This window comes from Bradyrhizobium liaoningense (genome assembly GCF_018130955.1).
Classification (GTDB): Bacteria; Pseudomonadota; Alphaproteobacteria; order Rhizobiales; family Xanthobacteraceae; genus Bradyrhizobium; species Bradyrhizobium liaoningense_C.
The window spans coordinates 107,521-122,816 of record NZ_JAFCJM010000007.1 but is presented as its reverse complement, the minus strand read 5'-3'; the positions used below and the strand labels follow the sequence as shown (position 1 = coordinate 122,816).

General features: G+C 60.9%; 11 protein-coding genes. 2 read left to right on the top strand and 9 right to left on the bottom strand.

The genetic code is table 11. The features are described from left to right. Positions 1-321 precede the first annotated feature (321 nt). The gene (locus JQ632_RS39365) at positions 322-3,639 is read left to right on the top strand and encodes an autotransporter domain-containing protein (protein WP_249151585.1); all 3,318 of its coding nucleotides are present in this window, start codon (positions 322-324) and stop codon (positions 3,637-3,639) included. Between the two features lie 367 nt (positions 3,640-4,006). Here JQ632_RS39365 and JQ632_RS08225 read toward each other — a convergent pair whose 3' ends face one another. Continuing rightward, complete coding sequence (locus JQ632_RS08225; RefSeq protein ID WP_212401795.1) at positions 4,007-4,936, bottom strand: NAD(P)-dependent alcohol dehydrogenase; 930 nt, start codon at positions 4,934-4,936, stop codon at positions 4,007-4,009. Between the two features lie 387 nt (positions 4,937-5,323). On the opposite strand from JQ632_RS08225, the gene JQ632_RS40245 reads away from it, so the two are divergent. Further along, positions 5,324-6,208: an AraC family transcriptional regulator gene (locus JQ632_RS40245; RefSeq protein ID WP_212401794.1), complete on the top strand. Its 885-nt coding sequence runs from the start codon at positions 5,324-5,326 to the stop codon at positions 6,206-6,208. A gap of 699 nt (positions 6,209-6,907) precedes the next feature. On the opposite strand, the gene JQ632_RS08215 is transcribed toward JQ632_RS40245, so the two are convergent. From JQ632_RS08215 to JQ632_RS08180, 8 genes are all read right to left on the bottom strand, one after another. After that, positions 6,908-7,900 carry a branched-chain amino acid ABC transporter permease gene (locus tag JQ632_RS08215; RefSeq protein WP_212401793.1) on the bottom strand — a complete coding sequence of 331 codons (993 nt, stop codon included), beginning with the start codon at positions 7,898-7,900 and terminating at the stop codon, positions 6,908-6,910. A gap of 2 nt (positions 7,901-7,902) precedes the next feature. Further along, complete coding sequence (locus tag JQ632_RS08210; protein ID WP_212401792.1) at positions 7,903-8,781, bottom strand: branched-chain amino acid ABC transporter permease; 879 nt, start codon at positions 8,779-8,781, stop codon at positions 7,903-7,905. Positions 8,782-8,793: 12 nt separating this feature from the next. Next, on the bottom strand, positions 8,794-9,507 hold the full coding sequence (locus JQ632_RS08205) for an ABC transporter ATP-binding protein (RefSeq protein ID WP_212401791.1): 714 nt from the start codon (positions 9,505-9,507) through the stop codon (positions 8,794-8,796). After that, entirely contained in the window at positions 9,504-10,289 is a 786-nt protein-coding gene (locus JQ632_RS08200) for an ABC transporter ATP-binding protein (RefSeq protein ID WP_212401790.1), read from the bottom strand. Before JQ632_RS08200 ends, JQ632_RS08205 begins: the two co-directional genes overlap by 4 nt. 1,375 nt (positions 10,290-11,664) lie before the next feature. Beyond that, positions 11,665-12,633: an ArdC family protein gene (locus JQ632_RS08195; protein ID WP_212401789.1), complete on the bottom strand. Its 969-nt coding sequence runs from the start codon at positions 12,631-12,633 to the stop codon at positions 11,665-11,667. 454 nt (positions 12,634-13,087) lie between these two features. Further along, positions 13,088-13,624, bottom strand: coding sequence for an isochorismatase family protein (locus JQ632_RS08190; RefSeq protein WP_212401788.1), 537 nt, complete (start codon positions 13,622-13,624; stop codon positions 13,088-13,090). A 36-nt stretch (positions 13,625-13,660) separates the two neighbouring features. Further along, positions 13,661-14,299 carry an acyl-homoserine-lactone synthase gene (locus tag JQ632_RS08185; protein ID WP_212401787.1) on the bottom strand — a complete coding sequence of 213 codons (639 nt, stop codon included), beginning with the start codon at positions 14,297-14,299 and terminating at the stop codon, positions 13,661-13,663. A 191-nt stretch (positions 14,300-14,490) separates the two neighbouring features. Continuing rightward, positions 14,491-15,222, bottom strand: coding sequence for an autoinducer binding domain-containing protein (locus JQ632_RS08180; RefSeq protein ID WP_212401786.1), 732 nt, complete (start codon positions 15,220-15,222; stop codon positions 14,491-14,493). Between the last annotated feature and the right edge of the window lie 74 nt (positions 15,223-15,296).

The window sequence follows — 15,296 nt, the reverse complement described above, 5'->3', positions numbered from 1 at the left end:
GCGGTCCGCGGTCTTGCCACGGCTTTTGCAGTGTTCGGAGCGAGCGTCATCCAATTCCTGCCTAACGTTGTCGAGGAAGTGTCGAAGGCTGCACCAGGAGCGATTTGCGGCCTGATCCTTATCCCCCTCGTCGCCTTGATGCACCGGCGTGAACCGCCGGGCCGCTCAGCTGGAGAATGGAGCACCAGTAGGTGGGGCACGGCATGCCGGCTGTGTGAGCTGGCCAAGATTACGTCAACAAAACGGCCGCGGGTTTATCGGGGGTCGAGACGATGCAGCAAAGCATCCGGAACAGAGAGCAACAATACCAGGGAGAACAAAATGGAACGACGGAAGAATGATGCACGACGCCTGGCGCGGGGTACGGTATCGGCTGCCGCGATTAGTCTAGCGATGATGACCGCCGCCGTGACCGCGGCCGAGGCGCAGCAGGGCGCGGCGAACAATGGTTTGCCTCCTCTGAACCCTCTCCCAGTATCACCGTTCGCCGATTCTTGGGCTTTCACGACGCGAGCCGACTGGAGCGCGCGGACGAGCGCGTGGGCGACGCCGAGCTTTGTTGCGAACTCACAATTGGGCGCGATGAACACGCAAAGCGCCTACGCCCGCGGCTTCTCCGGCAACGGTATCGCGCTCGGGCAAATCGATACGGGCTCGAATTTCACCGATCCGGACCTGCTGAAAGGCGTGATTTTCACGGACGCGGGGCTGCAGAAAAGAGCCATATCGTTATCAGGCGTCTCTCCCTGGGGAGATCCAGTGCAGGGCGACGTGCCATATGGAGGCCCGCCAGGCTTTAACGGCATTTCTGGTCACGGCTCCCTCATTGCTCGGGAGATCGCGGGCAGTCGTGGTCAGGGGGCCAGCGGTGGCATCGACGGTGTTGCCTTTGATTCCATGCTCGTTGTCGCTAACCACGGTCTCGGCACTGTTGTCGGATTCCCAGATACTGCAAGTCTAACCAACTACATCACCCAGATGGCTGGACTTCAGGTGCGCGCGATCAACAACAGCTGGACCTCGCCTGATCTGGTGGATCCAATCAAATTTGTGAATGGGACCCTTGTTATTGACTTCGCCCAGCAGGATGCAATCAAGCAGCAGCTCAAGGCTACCGATGCGTTTAATCCAAGCAATTACAACACGCTCGACCCCACCTTGAAGCCTTATGTGGACACTGTGAACGCGCTGGGAACGGCGGCGGCGAAAGATATGGTTGTCGTTTTCGCGGCCGGTAACGTTTTGGCCGGCTACCGCCCCGGACTATATCCTCACGTGCTAGCCGCGGCGCCATATTACAGACCGGACTTGGAATCTCACTGGATCGCGGCTGTCGCCCTCGATGACAGCGCGGCCGACGCGAGATTGTCCGCCATTACTACGAGTTGTGGCCTGGCCAAGTACTGGTGCGTGTCAGCTCCTGGTAATTTCACGTCGAATGCGGCGGCGGACACGACAGGCGCGTTTGCATTGCTGGCCCAGCGCTTTCCGTATCTGAACGGCGCCGATCTTCGCACGGTGCTACTGACAAGCGCCACTCGTCTCGACCCCAAGACAATGGATCCCAACTATGTCCCTCTTACAGGGGCGGACACCTATGGTGTCAATGAAATATTCGGCTGGGGCCGGATCAATCTCGACAAGGCGATGGACGGGCCGGCGGTGATCGGATTCAGGGACACTGTGACGAACCAGCTCATTGGCAGTGTTTTCACGGCAGATCTTCCGGCGAGCACGCTCGACGTCTGGCGCAACAGCATCACGGGGGTGGGCATGCTGGACAAGGCAGGCGCTGGCACTCTGGTTCTAGGCGCAACAAACGGGGATGGCTCTCCCAGTACGTATGCGCAAGTCGGCGGTGCGCGCATCGACGGCGGCACGTTGGAAGTCAACGGCGCGCTGACAGGTCCGGTCGTGGTGGGCACGGAAGGCCGGCTGACTGGTACAGGCTCGGTCGGCACCACCACTGTGGCCGGCATCGTGGCGCCGGGACAAGAGCGGTATGCCGGCATGTCGGCGCTCTACACCTCGGCGCCGGAAATCTTTACGACGGAGCGCCGCGCAGGCACTCTGACGATAAATGGGGACATGGCCTTTCAGCCGGGCGGCGCCTATCAGGTCTTTATGGGAGCAAACAGCCTGCACAGCCAGTTGAATGTGACTGGCAACGCAACGCTTGAGAACGGAGCGCTTCAGGTCGTATTGGAGCAAGGGGGACACTGGACCAATTTTACGCAGCCGGTGACCGTGTTGTCCGCCGGCGGAGGTATCAGCGGAAGATTCACGGATCCGACGATCAACTCGCTATTTCTGAAAGTTGTTCTGGACTATTCCAACTCCATAAATCCCGCTTCAGGAGCGGCAGCCAATTCTTTGACATTATCAATCCAGCGCAACGACGTCAGTTTCGCTTCGGTTGCGGCGTCGCGCAACGGTGCCGCGGTGGCCACCGTGCTCGATGCAGCGCCAGATGGCACGAGACCGCGCGACTTTGTGATGCTGGCTAGCCGCGAGGTCGCGGCGAAGGCTTTCGACCAGTTCTCCGGCCAGGCGCCAACGGGCATGCAGCAAGCGACGTTCAACGCCGCGGGGCAATTCATGAGCGTACTGCTCGATCCGTTTCTAGGCAACCGCGCGCGCAATGTCGGATCGGGCGAGGCAGCGGGATTTGCACCGGAGGACAACGTCGGTCCGGCCAATGCCTTTGCGTCAGCGGACATGCCGCGCTCGAAGTTGGGGCGTAATGCTTTTGCGGTAGCACCTACTAAGACTCCGCCGCAGATCGACCCGATCGCCAGCCCCTGGAGCTCGTGGGTGGCAGGCTTTGGCGGGACCCAAACCACTAATGGGAACGCCACGGTCGGGTCGAACACAACGACCAGCAACATCTACGGCCTGGCCGCCGGCGCAGACTATCGTCTCTCGGCCGACACGCTGCTTGGCTTTGCGCTTGGTGGCGGCGCAACATCCTTCAGCATCGCCAACGGATTTGGCAGCGGGCGCTCCGACTTATTCCAAGCCGGCGCGTTCGTCAGACACAATTTCCAGGCGGCGTATTTCGCTGGCGCGTTGGCTTATGGCTGGCAGGACATCGCGACCGACCGCACCGTGACAATTTCTGGCGGAGATCACCTTCGCGCCCAGTTCAATGCCAACGTACTGTCCGGCCGCATTGAAGGGGGCTATCGCTTCGCGACTCCGTGGGTTGGACTGACGCCTTATGCGGCTGCGCAGACGACCACGGCCTATCTGCCGGCCTATGCGGAGCAGGTGATCGTCGGGACCGGCATGGCGGCTTTGAACTATGCCGCGAAGGACGCGGCCTCATCACGAACCGAGCTTGGTTTTCGCACCGACGGATCGTTTGCCATCCGCGACGCGATTCTGACGTTGCGTGGCCGCGCGGCGTGGGCGCATGATTTCGATACCGATCGCGCGATCGCCGCAACGTTTCAGACGCTTCCCGGCGCTTCGTTCGTGGTCAATGGCGCGGCGCCATCCCACGATGCGGCGCTGACCACAGCGTCTGCCGAGTTGACATTGCGGAATGGCATCTCGCTCGCCGGCACCTTCGAAGGCGAGTTCTCCTCCGTCACGCGGAGCTACGCCGGCAAAGGCATCCTGCGTTATCAATGGTGATGTTACGAAAACCGGAGATGGCGTGGCCATCGCATGACCGCACCATCTCCGGCCATATCCTGATCGCGATCGTCGGTTCTGATTTGAGGTTGTTCCATTAAATCGTGATGGCATTAAGTTCGATAGCCCGAGTATCCCTGCCAAGTCGATGGCCGACAAGAAGCGTCGGCGGGTATTGGAGAAGAAGATGGACGTGATCTTCTCCTGTTTAGCCTCAATCAATTGCGTACCTAGGCTCAGGACCTATCAATCGATGCGTCCAGCACTGGCGAGCACCTCCTCCGCCAGCTTACGGCGGTCGATGGGGGAGGATTTGCGCCGAGGCCAGGTCTGATGCCGACGCAAACTAATTGCGACCCCAGTCCGCTCACTGCATCGCGACCAGCGCCTTGCCGGGCAGCTTGCGGCCGCGTTCGAGGGCCGTCAGCAAAGGGATCGCATCGGCCAGGGGGACCGTTTCGACGACTGGCAGCCGGAGCTTTTTGCTCACAGCCACCTTCGCCAATCCGTCCAGTATGTCGGCGCGTGCCGTGCAGATGATCGGCTTCAATCGCCTATTGAACAATGCGCGCAGGAGCTTCATTGGCGTCGGATCGATGTCGAGAAAAACTCCGCCTTTCAGCAGGCTCAAACCCAAGGCGACGGGCATCGTTCCGGCGGTGTCGTAAACCACGTCGAAACGGTCGCCAATGGTGGAAAGATCAGTGGCGCGATAATCGTATACGGTCTTCAGGCCCATCTCCTGGGCCCGCGCAAGTGACTGTGCGCCGCAGCTGCCAGACACTGTAGCGCCCAGCATCTTGGCTATCTGGACGGTCGCCTCTCCAACGGCACCAGTGCAGCCGTTCACGAACACGTGCTGCCCGGCCTTCAGACGGGCTTTGTCGATCAGGCCGTTCCAGGCGGTAACGCCAGGGGTACCGAGGCATGCGGCATCCTCGAACGAAACGGTCTCTGGCTTCTTCGCCAGGCAAGTCTCTTTCGCGATGACGGCATCGGCCGTAGCGCCGCAGTTTTTGACGTGTGTCAGGCCGAAGACCGCGTCTCCAGGTTTGACGCGCGTCACGCCGGCACCGATTGCGAGCACCGTGCCTGAAAAATCGCAGCCCATGGCGCGCGGAAAGGTCTTGCCGGTCACAAGTTTCAGGTCGCCGTTGCGAACCTTCCAGTCGACCGGGTTGAGAGCCGCGAAGTGGACCTTGATCGCCACCTCGCCCGTCTTGGGATCAGGCAGTTTGAAGTCCGCAAGGTACATACCCTCCGGTCCGCCATACTTTTGATACTCGATGCGTCTCATTTGATTAAGCATGCTTTATGTTGGAAGCGAACGCGTCTGTAGCGAAGCGCAGTTGGTGACAGATCATGTCAACAGTGATCGAAGCCGAGGTGTTCTGCGAGTTGGTTCAGGAGGCGGTTTCTGCTGACGCGTGTTCATCGTGGCTGACACATGAACATTTGCAACGCGCCATCAGTCGATCACGATGGCGGCTGTTCCGGCCACCGTCTGCAGGTAGTCCGCTGAGCAAACGCTGGCCGACCGCGCCGGTTGCCGCAGTTGCCAAGATTGCCTTTGCCATAGAGGGCCTCCGTCGTTGTAGCCCTATAACTGGAGTAGAGCGCCAAGATGGACAATGATGGAAACGCGCGATAAATTTGCAGATCGTCTCGATCGGGGGAACATACCGTGGACGTGTTAGGCGACTGGCTGCGCATGTTTGCTCGTCCGAAATATCGGTTGGCCCGCAGCGTGACCAGCGGACAGTGGGGCTTCCGGCTGGAAGCCGGGTCTGCGCTAGCTTTTCACTTCATACGAAAGGGCAGTGCTTGGCTGCGGATAGCAGGACGTGCCGACACCAAACTGAGTGAAGGTGATCTGGTCGTCTTGAGCGACGGCCCGGCCCACGAAGTCGTCGATAGTCCACAAACGCAGGCGGACCCGGTCGAGATCTTTGCCCAACGTACTTTTGATCTGGTCAATGCAGGCCCAGCGACGGAGATATTCTGCGGACAATTCCGGCCAGATGCGATCCGGGGGCAAATTGGTGCAGCCGCCTTGCCGCCTTTCGTTCACCTTAAGGCTGCAGACATTGCTCGGGATCCGGGTATTGCAGGTCTGTCGGCGCTGCTGACGGCGGAATTAGACGGAGATCGCCAGGGTAATGAGATGCTGGTCGAGCGATTGGCGGATGGCCTGTTGATTTATGTTTTGCGCAACGCAGCCGCTCAAGCCGGACATGGCACAGGGTGGTTGTCAGCCATGCACGATCCGCGACTGGCGCGAGTGTTTCGTGCAATTCACGCAACACCGCATTCCGATTGGACGGTGGATGATATGGCGGGCGAGGCTGGACTGTCACGAGCAGCGTTTGCGCGACGCTTTACTGAGCGGGTCGGCAAGACGCCCCTTGGTTACCTCACTGCATGGCGGATGACGCTAGCTGCCAGACGTTTCGAGGGCGGCAAGCTGCCATTGAGTGTCGTGGCAAACGAAGTTGGCTATCAGTCCGAGGCAGCTTTCAGCCGGGCCTTCCGAAAATATCATGGCGTGTCGCCGGGAAAATACAGATGACGCCCGCCGCCTGAAGATTTCTTGAAACAACGCCATCTCAATCCGGCAATCGGCACTAATTTAGGGCGCGAGGGCCTTATCATACGATTCTGAGAACGCCGATGGTCGCCGCCGCGGAGCCAGCTTTAGTCGGGCTTTGATCGTGTGGAAACAAGGGGGTTGCAGCAAATGTGCAGGCCGAGACCTCCTGCCCCGTGCGGCTTCGGCGACACCGTCTGGCGCCGCTGATGGAAGGGCAATTCGGCTGGCCCAAGATCGACCTCAGCGAGACCGACAAGGCCCTGATGATCTCGGTCGAACTACCCGGATGACTGAGAAAGACGTCTAGATCGAAATCGCCGGTGGCGCCCGACGTCCGCAGCGAGAAGAAGGCCGAGCGCAGCGACAAAGGCAAGCACTTCAACGAGCGCGCCTAGGTGCAGCTATAGCGGTGCAGCCGTGCCACGCGCCACGCTGGACGCGCTGCAAGATCTTGCGGTCAGCACGATAGGGTTGCGAATTACTTTCGTTTTTGGCTATGGCAGGACCGAAACTGCTCCAGGAATTGCGACCACGCCTTGGCCGACGGAAGAGTCCGGCGAGATCGGCCTGCCGGAGCACGTTCTGCGGCTTGCCGGCTTATCTAGGGCGGGCAAGCAGCTTGTGCAAGGCACAACCGGGACACCAAAGCGTCTCGGTTTGACCCGTCACCGATTATGCCTATCTCAATTTGCTAGCGGCCTGCCTCGCACCCTGCGGCACGAGGTAGATGACGAGGAATAGTAGCACACCGAACACGACGCCCGACATGCCCTTGGAAATGCTCTCCGCGATGTTCGGCACGAAGATGATGAAGGCCGCGCCGACGATCGAGCCAGGCAGCCAGCCGACGCCGCCGACCACCATGCCGAGGAACAGCGAGATCGCGAGCGTGATGGTGTAGCTGTCGGGCGCGACGAACTGCACCGCGATGGCGCCGAGCGAGCCTGCGATGCCGGTGATGGCCGCGGAGACACCGAAAGCGAGCGTCTTGTACAGCGCGACGTCGACGCCCATGGCAGAGGCCGCGATCTCATTGTCCCGGATCGCCATGAAGGCGCGGCCGGAGCGGGAGCGCAGCAGGTTGACCGAGAAGATGTAGATCGCGAGCGTCACCGCGAGGGTGAAGTAGTACAGCCACATGTCCTGCGACATCGGCAAGCCGAACGGCGCGTCCGGCTTGGTGACGACGAGGCCCTGCACGCCGCCGGTCCAGTGCTCGAGGAAGTTCAGCTTCAGGAGCTGCGGCATCGCGGTGGCGAGCGCGAAGGTCGCGAGCGCGAGATAGACGCCCGACAGCCGCAGGGCCGGTTTGCCGAACAGGAAGCCGAATCCGAAGCAGACCACCGCCGAGACCGGAATGGTCAGCGCGTAGTTGACGTTGAAGTGCTCCATCAGCACTGCCGACACATAGGCGCCAACGGCGTAGAATGCGCTCTGGCCGAGCGAGAATTGCCCGCTGCCGCCGGTCAGGATGTTTAGCGCCAGCACGGCAACGCCGTAGATCAGGAGCATCGTCATCTGGAAGATGATGAAGTTCTTGACGAACACCGGCACGAGCAACAGCACCGCCAGCACCAGCAGCGAGGTACCCGTGCCGAGCGTCATGGCTCGCTTCGGAACCGCCTCGACCGCCTGGTGGCCTTCTGCAACGACGTCTTCTGCTGCGCTCATGATCACACTCGCTTGACGATAGGCCGGCCGAACAAGCCCGCCGGTTTCACGACCAGGACGGAGATGATCAGCGCGAGCGCGATTGGAAGCTTCAGCTCATTGCCGACGCCGGGGATGTAGGTTCCGACCAGGTTCTCGAAGATGCCGACCAGGAAGCCACCGGTGACGGCGCCGAGCGGCGAGCTCAGGCCGCCGAGCACCGCGGCGGCGAAGCCGTAGATCAGCACGCCGCCCATCATGTTGGGCTCGAGGAAGACGACCGGTGCGACCAGCATGCCGGCGATCGAGCCGATCGCGGTCGCCATGCCCCAGCCGAGCGCGACCATCCAGCTCGTGTTGATGCCGACGAGGCGAGCCGATTCCGGCACCGAAGCGGCAGCACGCATAGCCAGGCCGATACGGGTGTACTGAAAGAAAAAATAGAGGCCGAGCAGCAGCAGCACGGTGACGCCGATCATGCCAGCCTGGTGGGTCGAGATCAGCTGGCTGCCGAGGAACGGCGCGGAGCCGAACGGGGTCGGATACTGCTTGATGGTGAAGTCCCAGATCAGGCCGGCCGAGGAGTTGATGATCGCGAACAGCGCGATGAAGCCGGCGACGTTGGTCAGCACCGGCGCTTTCGCGAGCGGCTTGAACAGGATGCGCTCGATCGCGATGCCGGCGACGAAGGAGAATGCCAGCGTGATCACGAAGGCGGCCCAGTAGGACACGCCCCATTGCATCAGCTGCCAGGATATGAAGGTCGAGAACATCGCCATCTCGCCTTGCGCGAAGTTGAGATGGTCGATGGCCTGGTAGATCATGACGACGGCGAGCGCCATGCAGGCATAGATCGCGCCCGTGGCAATGCCGGCCAGGACCTGGTTGGTGAACAGCTCCATTGTCCCGGCTCCTCAGTAACCCAGATAGGATTTGCGGATTTCTTCGTTGTTCGCGATGTCCTTGGCGTTGCCAGACATCACGATGCGGCCGGTCTCGATCACATAGGCCTGGTCGGCGAGCTCGAGCGCGAGCTGGGCGTTCTGCTCGACCACCAGGATCGACACCTTGTCCTCGCGGTTGATCTTGCCAAGGATGCCGAACAGGTCGCGCACGACCAGCGGCGCGAGTCCGAAGGACGGCTCGTCGAGCAGCATCAGCCGCGGCCGCAGCATCAGGGCGCGCGCGACCGCGAGCATCTGCTGCTCGCCGCCGGAGAGCGTGCCGGCCTGCTGGGTGTGGCGCTGCTTCAGCACGGGGAAGTGTGCATACATGCGCTCGATGTCGGAGACGATGCCAGCGCTGTCCTTGCGGGTGATGGCCCCGAGCTGGAGGTTCTCCTCCACCGTCATGGTGGTGAAGGTGCCGCGGCCCTGCGGCACATGGGCAATACCGAACCGCACGATGCTCTCGGTGGAGCGGTTGTTCAGCGGCTTGCCGTCGAACTCGATCCCGCCCGTCGAGCGCACCATGTTGCAGATCGCGCGCAGCGTGGTGGTCTTGCCGGCGCCATTGGCGCCCAGCAGCGTCGTCAGCGATCCCTCGTTCAGCGAGAAAGACAGGCCGTGGAGCGCCTGGACCTGGCCGTAATAGGCGCGCAGGTCCTTGAAGTTGAGCAGTGTCGTCATTGGTCCTTGCTCCCGAGATAGGCCTTGATGACGTCGGGGTCCGCCTGCACCTGGGCCGGCGTGCCTTCCGCGAGCTTCTTGCCGAAATTCAGCGCGACGACGTGATCGGCGATCGACATCACGAGGCCCATGTGGTGCTCGACCAGCAGCACCGTCATATGGCGCTCGTCGCGAATGCGGCGGATGAGGTCGCCAAGCACGTAGACTTCCTCGTGATTGAGGCCGCCGGCGGGCTCGTCGAGCAGCAGGATCTTCGGGTCGGCCGCGAGCGCGCGGGCCAGCTCGACGCGCTTCTGCGTGCCGAAGGGTAGCCCGGATACGACGGTGTGGGCGACCTCCTCGAGGTCGAGGTAGGCGAGGATCTCGTGCACCTTCTTGTTGACGTCGGTCTCGCTGCGGCGGATCCAGGCCAGGCGCAGCGAGTCGCTGATGATGTCGCTGGACGTCCGGGCGTGCGTGCCGACGCGGACATTGTCCATCACCGAGAGGTTCGGAAACAGCGCCACGTTCTGGAATGTGCGGCCAATGCCGATCTCGGCGATCCGGTGCGGCGGCCGCGTCAGGATGCTTGCGCCTTCCATCAGGATGTCGCCGGACGAGGGCTGATAGAGCCGGGACAGACAGTTGAACAGCGTGGTCTTGCCGGCGCCGTTGGGCCCGATCAAGCCGAGGATCTGTCCCTTGTGCATGTCAAAGGACACGCCGTTGAGCGCGACGATGCCGCCGAACACGACGCTGACGTCGCGAATGAACAGGAGTGGAGAGTTGCTTCCCGACAGCATCGGCCTCAATCGCGCTCGGTCGACGGATTGGAGGGGCTGCAAATGTCGCTGCAGTTTAGCTCATACAGAGGGATCGTCGATTCTATATCGATCTCAATTCTCATAGAGCAGTCATTCCGATTTGTGTTTCAAGGAACGCGTCTCGTAGAAAACAGACAGGGCAACGCGCATGGCTCTACCTACTTTGCCGATTTCTTACTGGAAACGTTTCTGACACATTTGCGCAGGAGTTCACTGTGCTTTGATCGTACCGCTTACAGCTTACTTCCGTTCTCCTCCGTGGGCCGCGACCTCCTCTAAAGGCCAGGTTTCGGCTTACGCGCACAAAGGTGAGTTGAACGCTTGGACATGATGATCTCCGCTCGCTTATCTTCTCCGCCCTGCCCTCAAACGGCGGAGCGAGCGGCGAAGAGCGACCGGCGAGCCCCGAACGTGAGAGGCAGGCCGGAACGGGCGGAGCGCGACGGACTGCGCCCTGCAAACATTCATCATCGAGAGATGTGACGAAGCGCGGTTCCGACCTGCCGGTTCGAAGCTCCCTACGGCTGAAGGCTTGATCGGCCAGCGACCGCCCATCCCAGGAGAGCTTGCCGGATGGTGTTCGCCTTGATCTCAAATCCACGGTGACCGGCCTCCCGAGAACTGCTCGCGAGGCCGTGCTCTTGCGCCATGCGCGGGTTCTTGCGGCTCGACTCCAAGCCGCAACACGTTAGGCGGCGCGCCCCGATGTCAATCTCGCGCATTCGACGTTATGGTTGCTTTCGTGCATGCTGATTCCCGGTCTGCACTTTTAGCTTTTATGGATTGACGGAGGGCTCATGGCCAAGAAAGCGAAGAAGGCGGCAAAGAAGACCACTGCGAAAAAAGCCAAGAAGAAAAAGAAGTAGTTCTTCTCTACCCCGCTTCCGTTCTCGCGAGGCTAACCCAAACGTGCCGTAGCACATAGCTCCGGCTCATTTTGCACCGCTTTGAGATCGGATTGTGCCAACGGCAAAGCCGGATCGGAAGGGCGAGCATCGCGCCGCACGGTCCGGCTTTCGGCATATCAGGGATCCTCTCTCATTGAGCCCTCCGTCAGATATCCGAGATCAGTTGAGCCCTTTAAGCATGGTCGGCACCACCATCGACAGCAGCACGGCCTTGGAAATCCGCGGTCGTCTGCGTTTCGGTGACTATGCCGGACGTTTACGGTTGAAATCCTCAGATCGCTCAGGGCGATTGTCCTGAGCAGGCCTGTTGAGAGGCCGATTTCGGTTCGGAAAATTTGGCTGCGCCATCAGCCATTCGAGCGGGCCCAAGCGACACTGACGCTCCCGCGGGCATCGAGCTTGTTGTGATCTCGAGGGCTGCGCCGTGGTTTGCCTGGTCGGACCCGTCACGAACCGCGTTCGGCTCCCGTCAAGGTAGCGAAGCTCGCGCCGTCGGCTCCGAACGCAAGCAGGAAGTCGGCAGCCTTCGAGGCCTTGCTGGCGGCGCGGAAGATCGCGCGGCTATCTTCCCGAAGTACGTTCAGCCAAGAACCCAGGTAGTCGGCATGGCGAACGGTGGGCTTGATCGACAGCGCGGCGCAGACAAAGGCTCCTGTCAACTCTGCGAGCAATTCTTCATTGGCGTAGCGTTTTGAACCGAATGTTCCGAGCTGATCCCGGTTCAAGCGCGAGGGGTGGCCGGTCCAGTGCCCAAGCTCATGAAACAGCGTCCGGTAATAGTTGATCTGCTCGAAAAACGCGGGCTGCGGCGGAATGCGGACGGTATCCTCTGATGCCGAGTAGAAAGCCTTCGCGCCACCAATGCGGATATCGGCGCGAGTTGCTGCAGCAAGCGCTTCCGCCTGCGGCACGATCTCACGCTCAGGCAAGGCTGGTGCCTCGACGAGGCAATGATCCGGCAAGTTGTCGCATTGGTCGACGTTGAAGACGGTGTAGCGCCGCAGGAACGGGACCGCCGCGCCGTCGGCTTCTGGCTGGCCCTGCTTGGCGCTGCTTGCATCACCCTGCTCGCTCTTGGGGACGAAGCGGTCAGCATAGCAGACAGTGACGCCATGTTCGCCCTTGCGCACCGTCCCGCCGAGATTTGAGGCCTGCCGAAAGGTGAGCCACCGCGATGAGGCAAAGCTGCACTCAAACAGCCGGCCCCACAGGATTAAGACGTTGATCCCTGAATAGGCTTTGCCGGTGGCTGCATTCCTAGGCAGCGCAAAGACCTGATTTCCGCCACCTGTTCCCCAAGGCCGGGCCCATGGGAAGATGCCAGCCTCCAGATCCGCGACGATGTGGGTTGTGATTTCCTCATAGAGGCTTGGTTTCGGCTCGGTCGCATGATGGTGGGTTGAACGCTTGGACATGCCGATCTCCGTTCGCTTCTCTTCCGCGTCCTGCCCCCGAAAGGCGGGGTGGGCGGCGAAGAGCGACCGGAAAGCCACGAACGTGCGAGGCAGGCCGCACCGGAACAGCCGGAGCGCAAGCGGAGGACCGCGCCACGCAAACATTCCTCATCGAGAGATATGACGGGGCGCGGTTGCGGCCTGCCGGTTCGGGGCTATGCGGGAGCGCCGCCCACCGCGCCTGCCGGGGGCAATCAAAATGCGCCGGCCGCTTGCGGCCGCCTCCGCAAAGTATTGCTTTGAGGGGCATTGTCGGAGTTCGGCAAGGCGATCGAAGTTCGTAGTCGATCCATAGAGCGGAGGCCGTCAGTCACGACGTGTGGTGCGCCAGGGATCGAAGCCGAAGGCCGAGACCGGGAAGCGGGCTCGGTTTACGAGAGCCCGTCCTGCAAGCTGAGCGCTTGCGGGAGGCGCCTTACTGCGAAAGCAGTTCCTGGATCTTACGGCTGACGGCTTGATCGGCCTGCGACACTGCCCATTCCAGCAGAGCTTGCCGGATCGTGGTCGCGAAGATTCCGTAATGGGCGAGCCGAGCTAAAGCGAGGGGACGATCGGCTTCATGTCGTGCGACTGATAAATCCGAGAGCAGCCGGATGTCATAGCCGTGCCTTGCGCCTTCTAGTGCCGCGATTAGCACCTCTTCCTCAAGAAACGCGCCGCCCAGGAAGATGACGCCAACGTCCGATTGTACGAGCCGCGGCTTAAGTCGCGGATCCCGCCATAAAGACAAGGGATCAACATCGAGATGCTCGATGGATGCTGCAATCCGATCAGGAAGAACGCTCGGCTCATACTCGCCAACTGCGATTTGAGGAACGCCGAATATCTCGGAGCAAGCTGGCAGCAATGGCTGACGTGCTCCGGAGCGAAGGGGGAACGCCTGAGCGTCCCACCCCTCGCCTCGCGTCACGTTCAAGAGAACGACGCAGCTGTGGCGCGGATTGGCCAGCATGATACGGAGGCTCTCCGGCGTCGACTGGACGATAAATCAGGCGGCCTTACGCTCCAAGTCAGTTGAGACAAGAACCGGTCCGCCGACGCCGGCTTGCCGGTACATGGCCTCGAGCGCCTGATCTGAATCGTGAAGAAAGCCCGCAAGCGCCATGGTCTGCCCAAGCGGCTGCGGCTCAGAAAGTCGCTCCAAAGGCCAACCCGCTCGCCTTAGAATACGCTCCATTCGGGAATCGGTTACGGTCACAATCGATCGCGCCTCTCTGGCGCGCATCGCCTCGATCATCGCGGCGAACAGCACAAAGGTTGCTCGATTAAGCCCGGTGCGGCTGGGCTCGACGGAGTGAGTGGTGTCGACGCAAAATCGCGAGCTTTCGAGAATGCCTTCGTCTCTTGGCGCCGTTCTATTGCCAAGCAGATTGGCAAAGGTGTCAGCCAGCATTGTAGGTCCGGTGGTAGGCAGCAACCTCACGCAACCCACGACCGCGCTCTGCTCCGAAACCACGAGGAGATAGGTCGGGCTGAGGGCATCATAGAGATCGATTTCCATATCTCCTGAAACCGAGACGCTCCAGTCGAGCCGGTCCTTGAAGACGCGGCGGCGAAGCCGATACATCGACGTTAAATAATCCAGATGACGAGCAAATTGGGACGTTTGAAGCGCGATGGCATGCATGCCGACCTCCTTTTGTTATCGGAGGCCTTTGACACTAGAAACGCCCCAGGAATCGCCTGTCAGATTTTGCAGGCGCGGATCGATCTGCTGGATCACGCTAGACCATTTTGGCTGGGATACAAAGCACCACTCGTCGCGGCGGACCAGCGCCAGCACATTCCTCAGATAGCAAGTGATGGAGTCGGACGCGATCAGACCAACAAGCCCCGCCGCAGGGCAATCGCAACACACTGGGCGATCGATGCCGCGCCGAGTTTGCGGCGCGCGTTCTCAAGATGAAAGACCACCGTCCGCGGCGCAATGGTGACGAGAACTGCAATGTCGGCGACCGTCTTTCCTTGCGCCGTCCACGCAAGGCACTGACGCTCGCGCTGCGTCAGTTCATCATGAGCAGGCCGATGCGCACCGAACGCGGCGTCAAGCCTGGCAGCCACGTGGACATGGAAATAAAGACCTACTTGCTGAATGACATCTTTCCATTCGTCAACGCGCCGATGCAGATCAATCTCGGGATCGCTCGTCGCCAACGTAAAGGCGGCAGTTCGTCCGAAGCCACCTCTGATCGGCACAGTGATCCCGGATCGAATACCGAAGGTCGTCGCCTCGTCAAAGAACTGACGCTGCGCTCGATTTCCGGCGGGCGCGCGGCTCGCCCCGCCCCAGCTGAACAGGTCGCGTTCGCGCTGGGCGCGAAGGACCACGGGATCGAGGTGCTGATATCCAAGATGAAAATATCGGCTGGTCCACGGGGGCGGATATGATGAAATCAGCACGGTATTGTCGCCGGTGAGGCGCAGATATGCAAATTGCTGGAAGCCTAACTTTTGCGCTAACCGTACGGCGACCCTCTCGAATGCATCCGCATCGCCCGCCGTCTGGATGGCGTCAACGAACTCCTGGAATGAATCCTCGACCAAATTCATTAGTCTAAAAGCTCGTCCAAATCCTAGCGATGTGATGACGTCCGGCGTCAGAAAGTCGAATTGAGTTCGCTAGT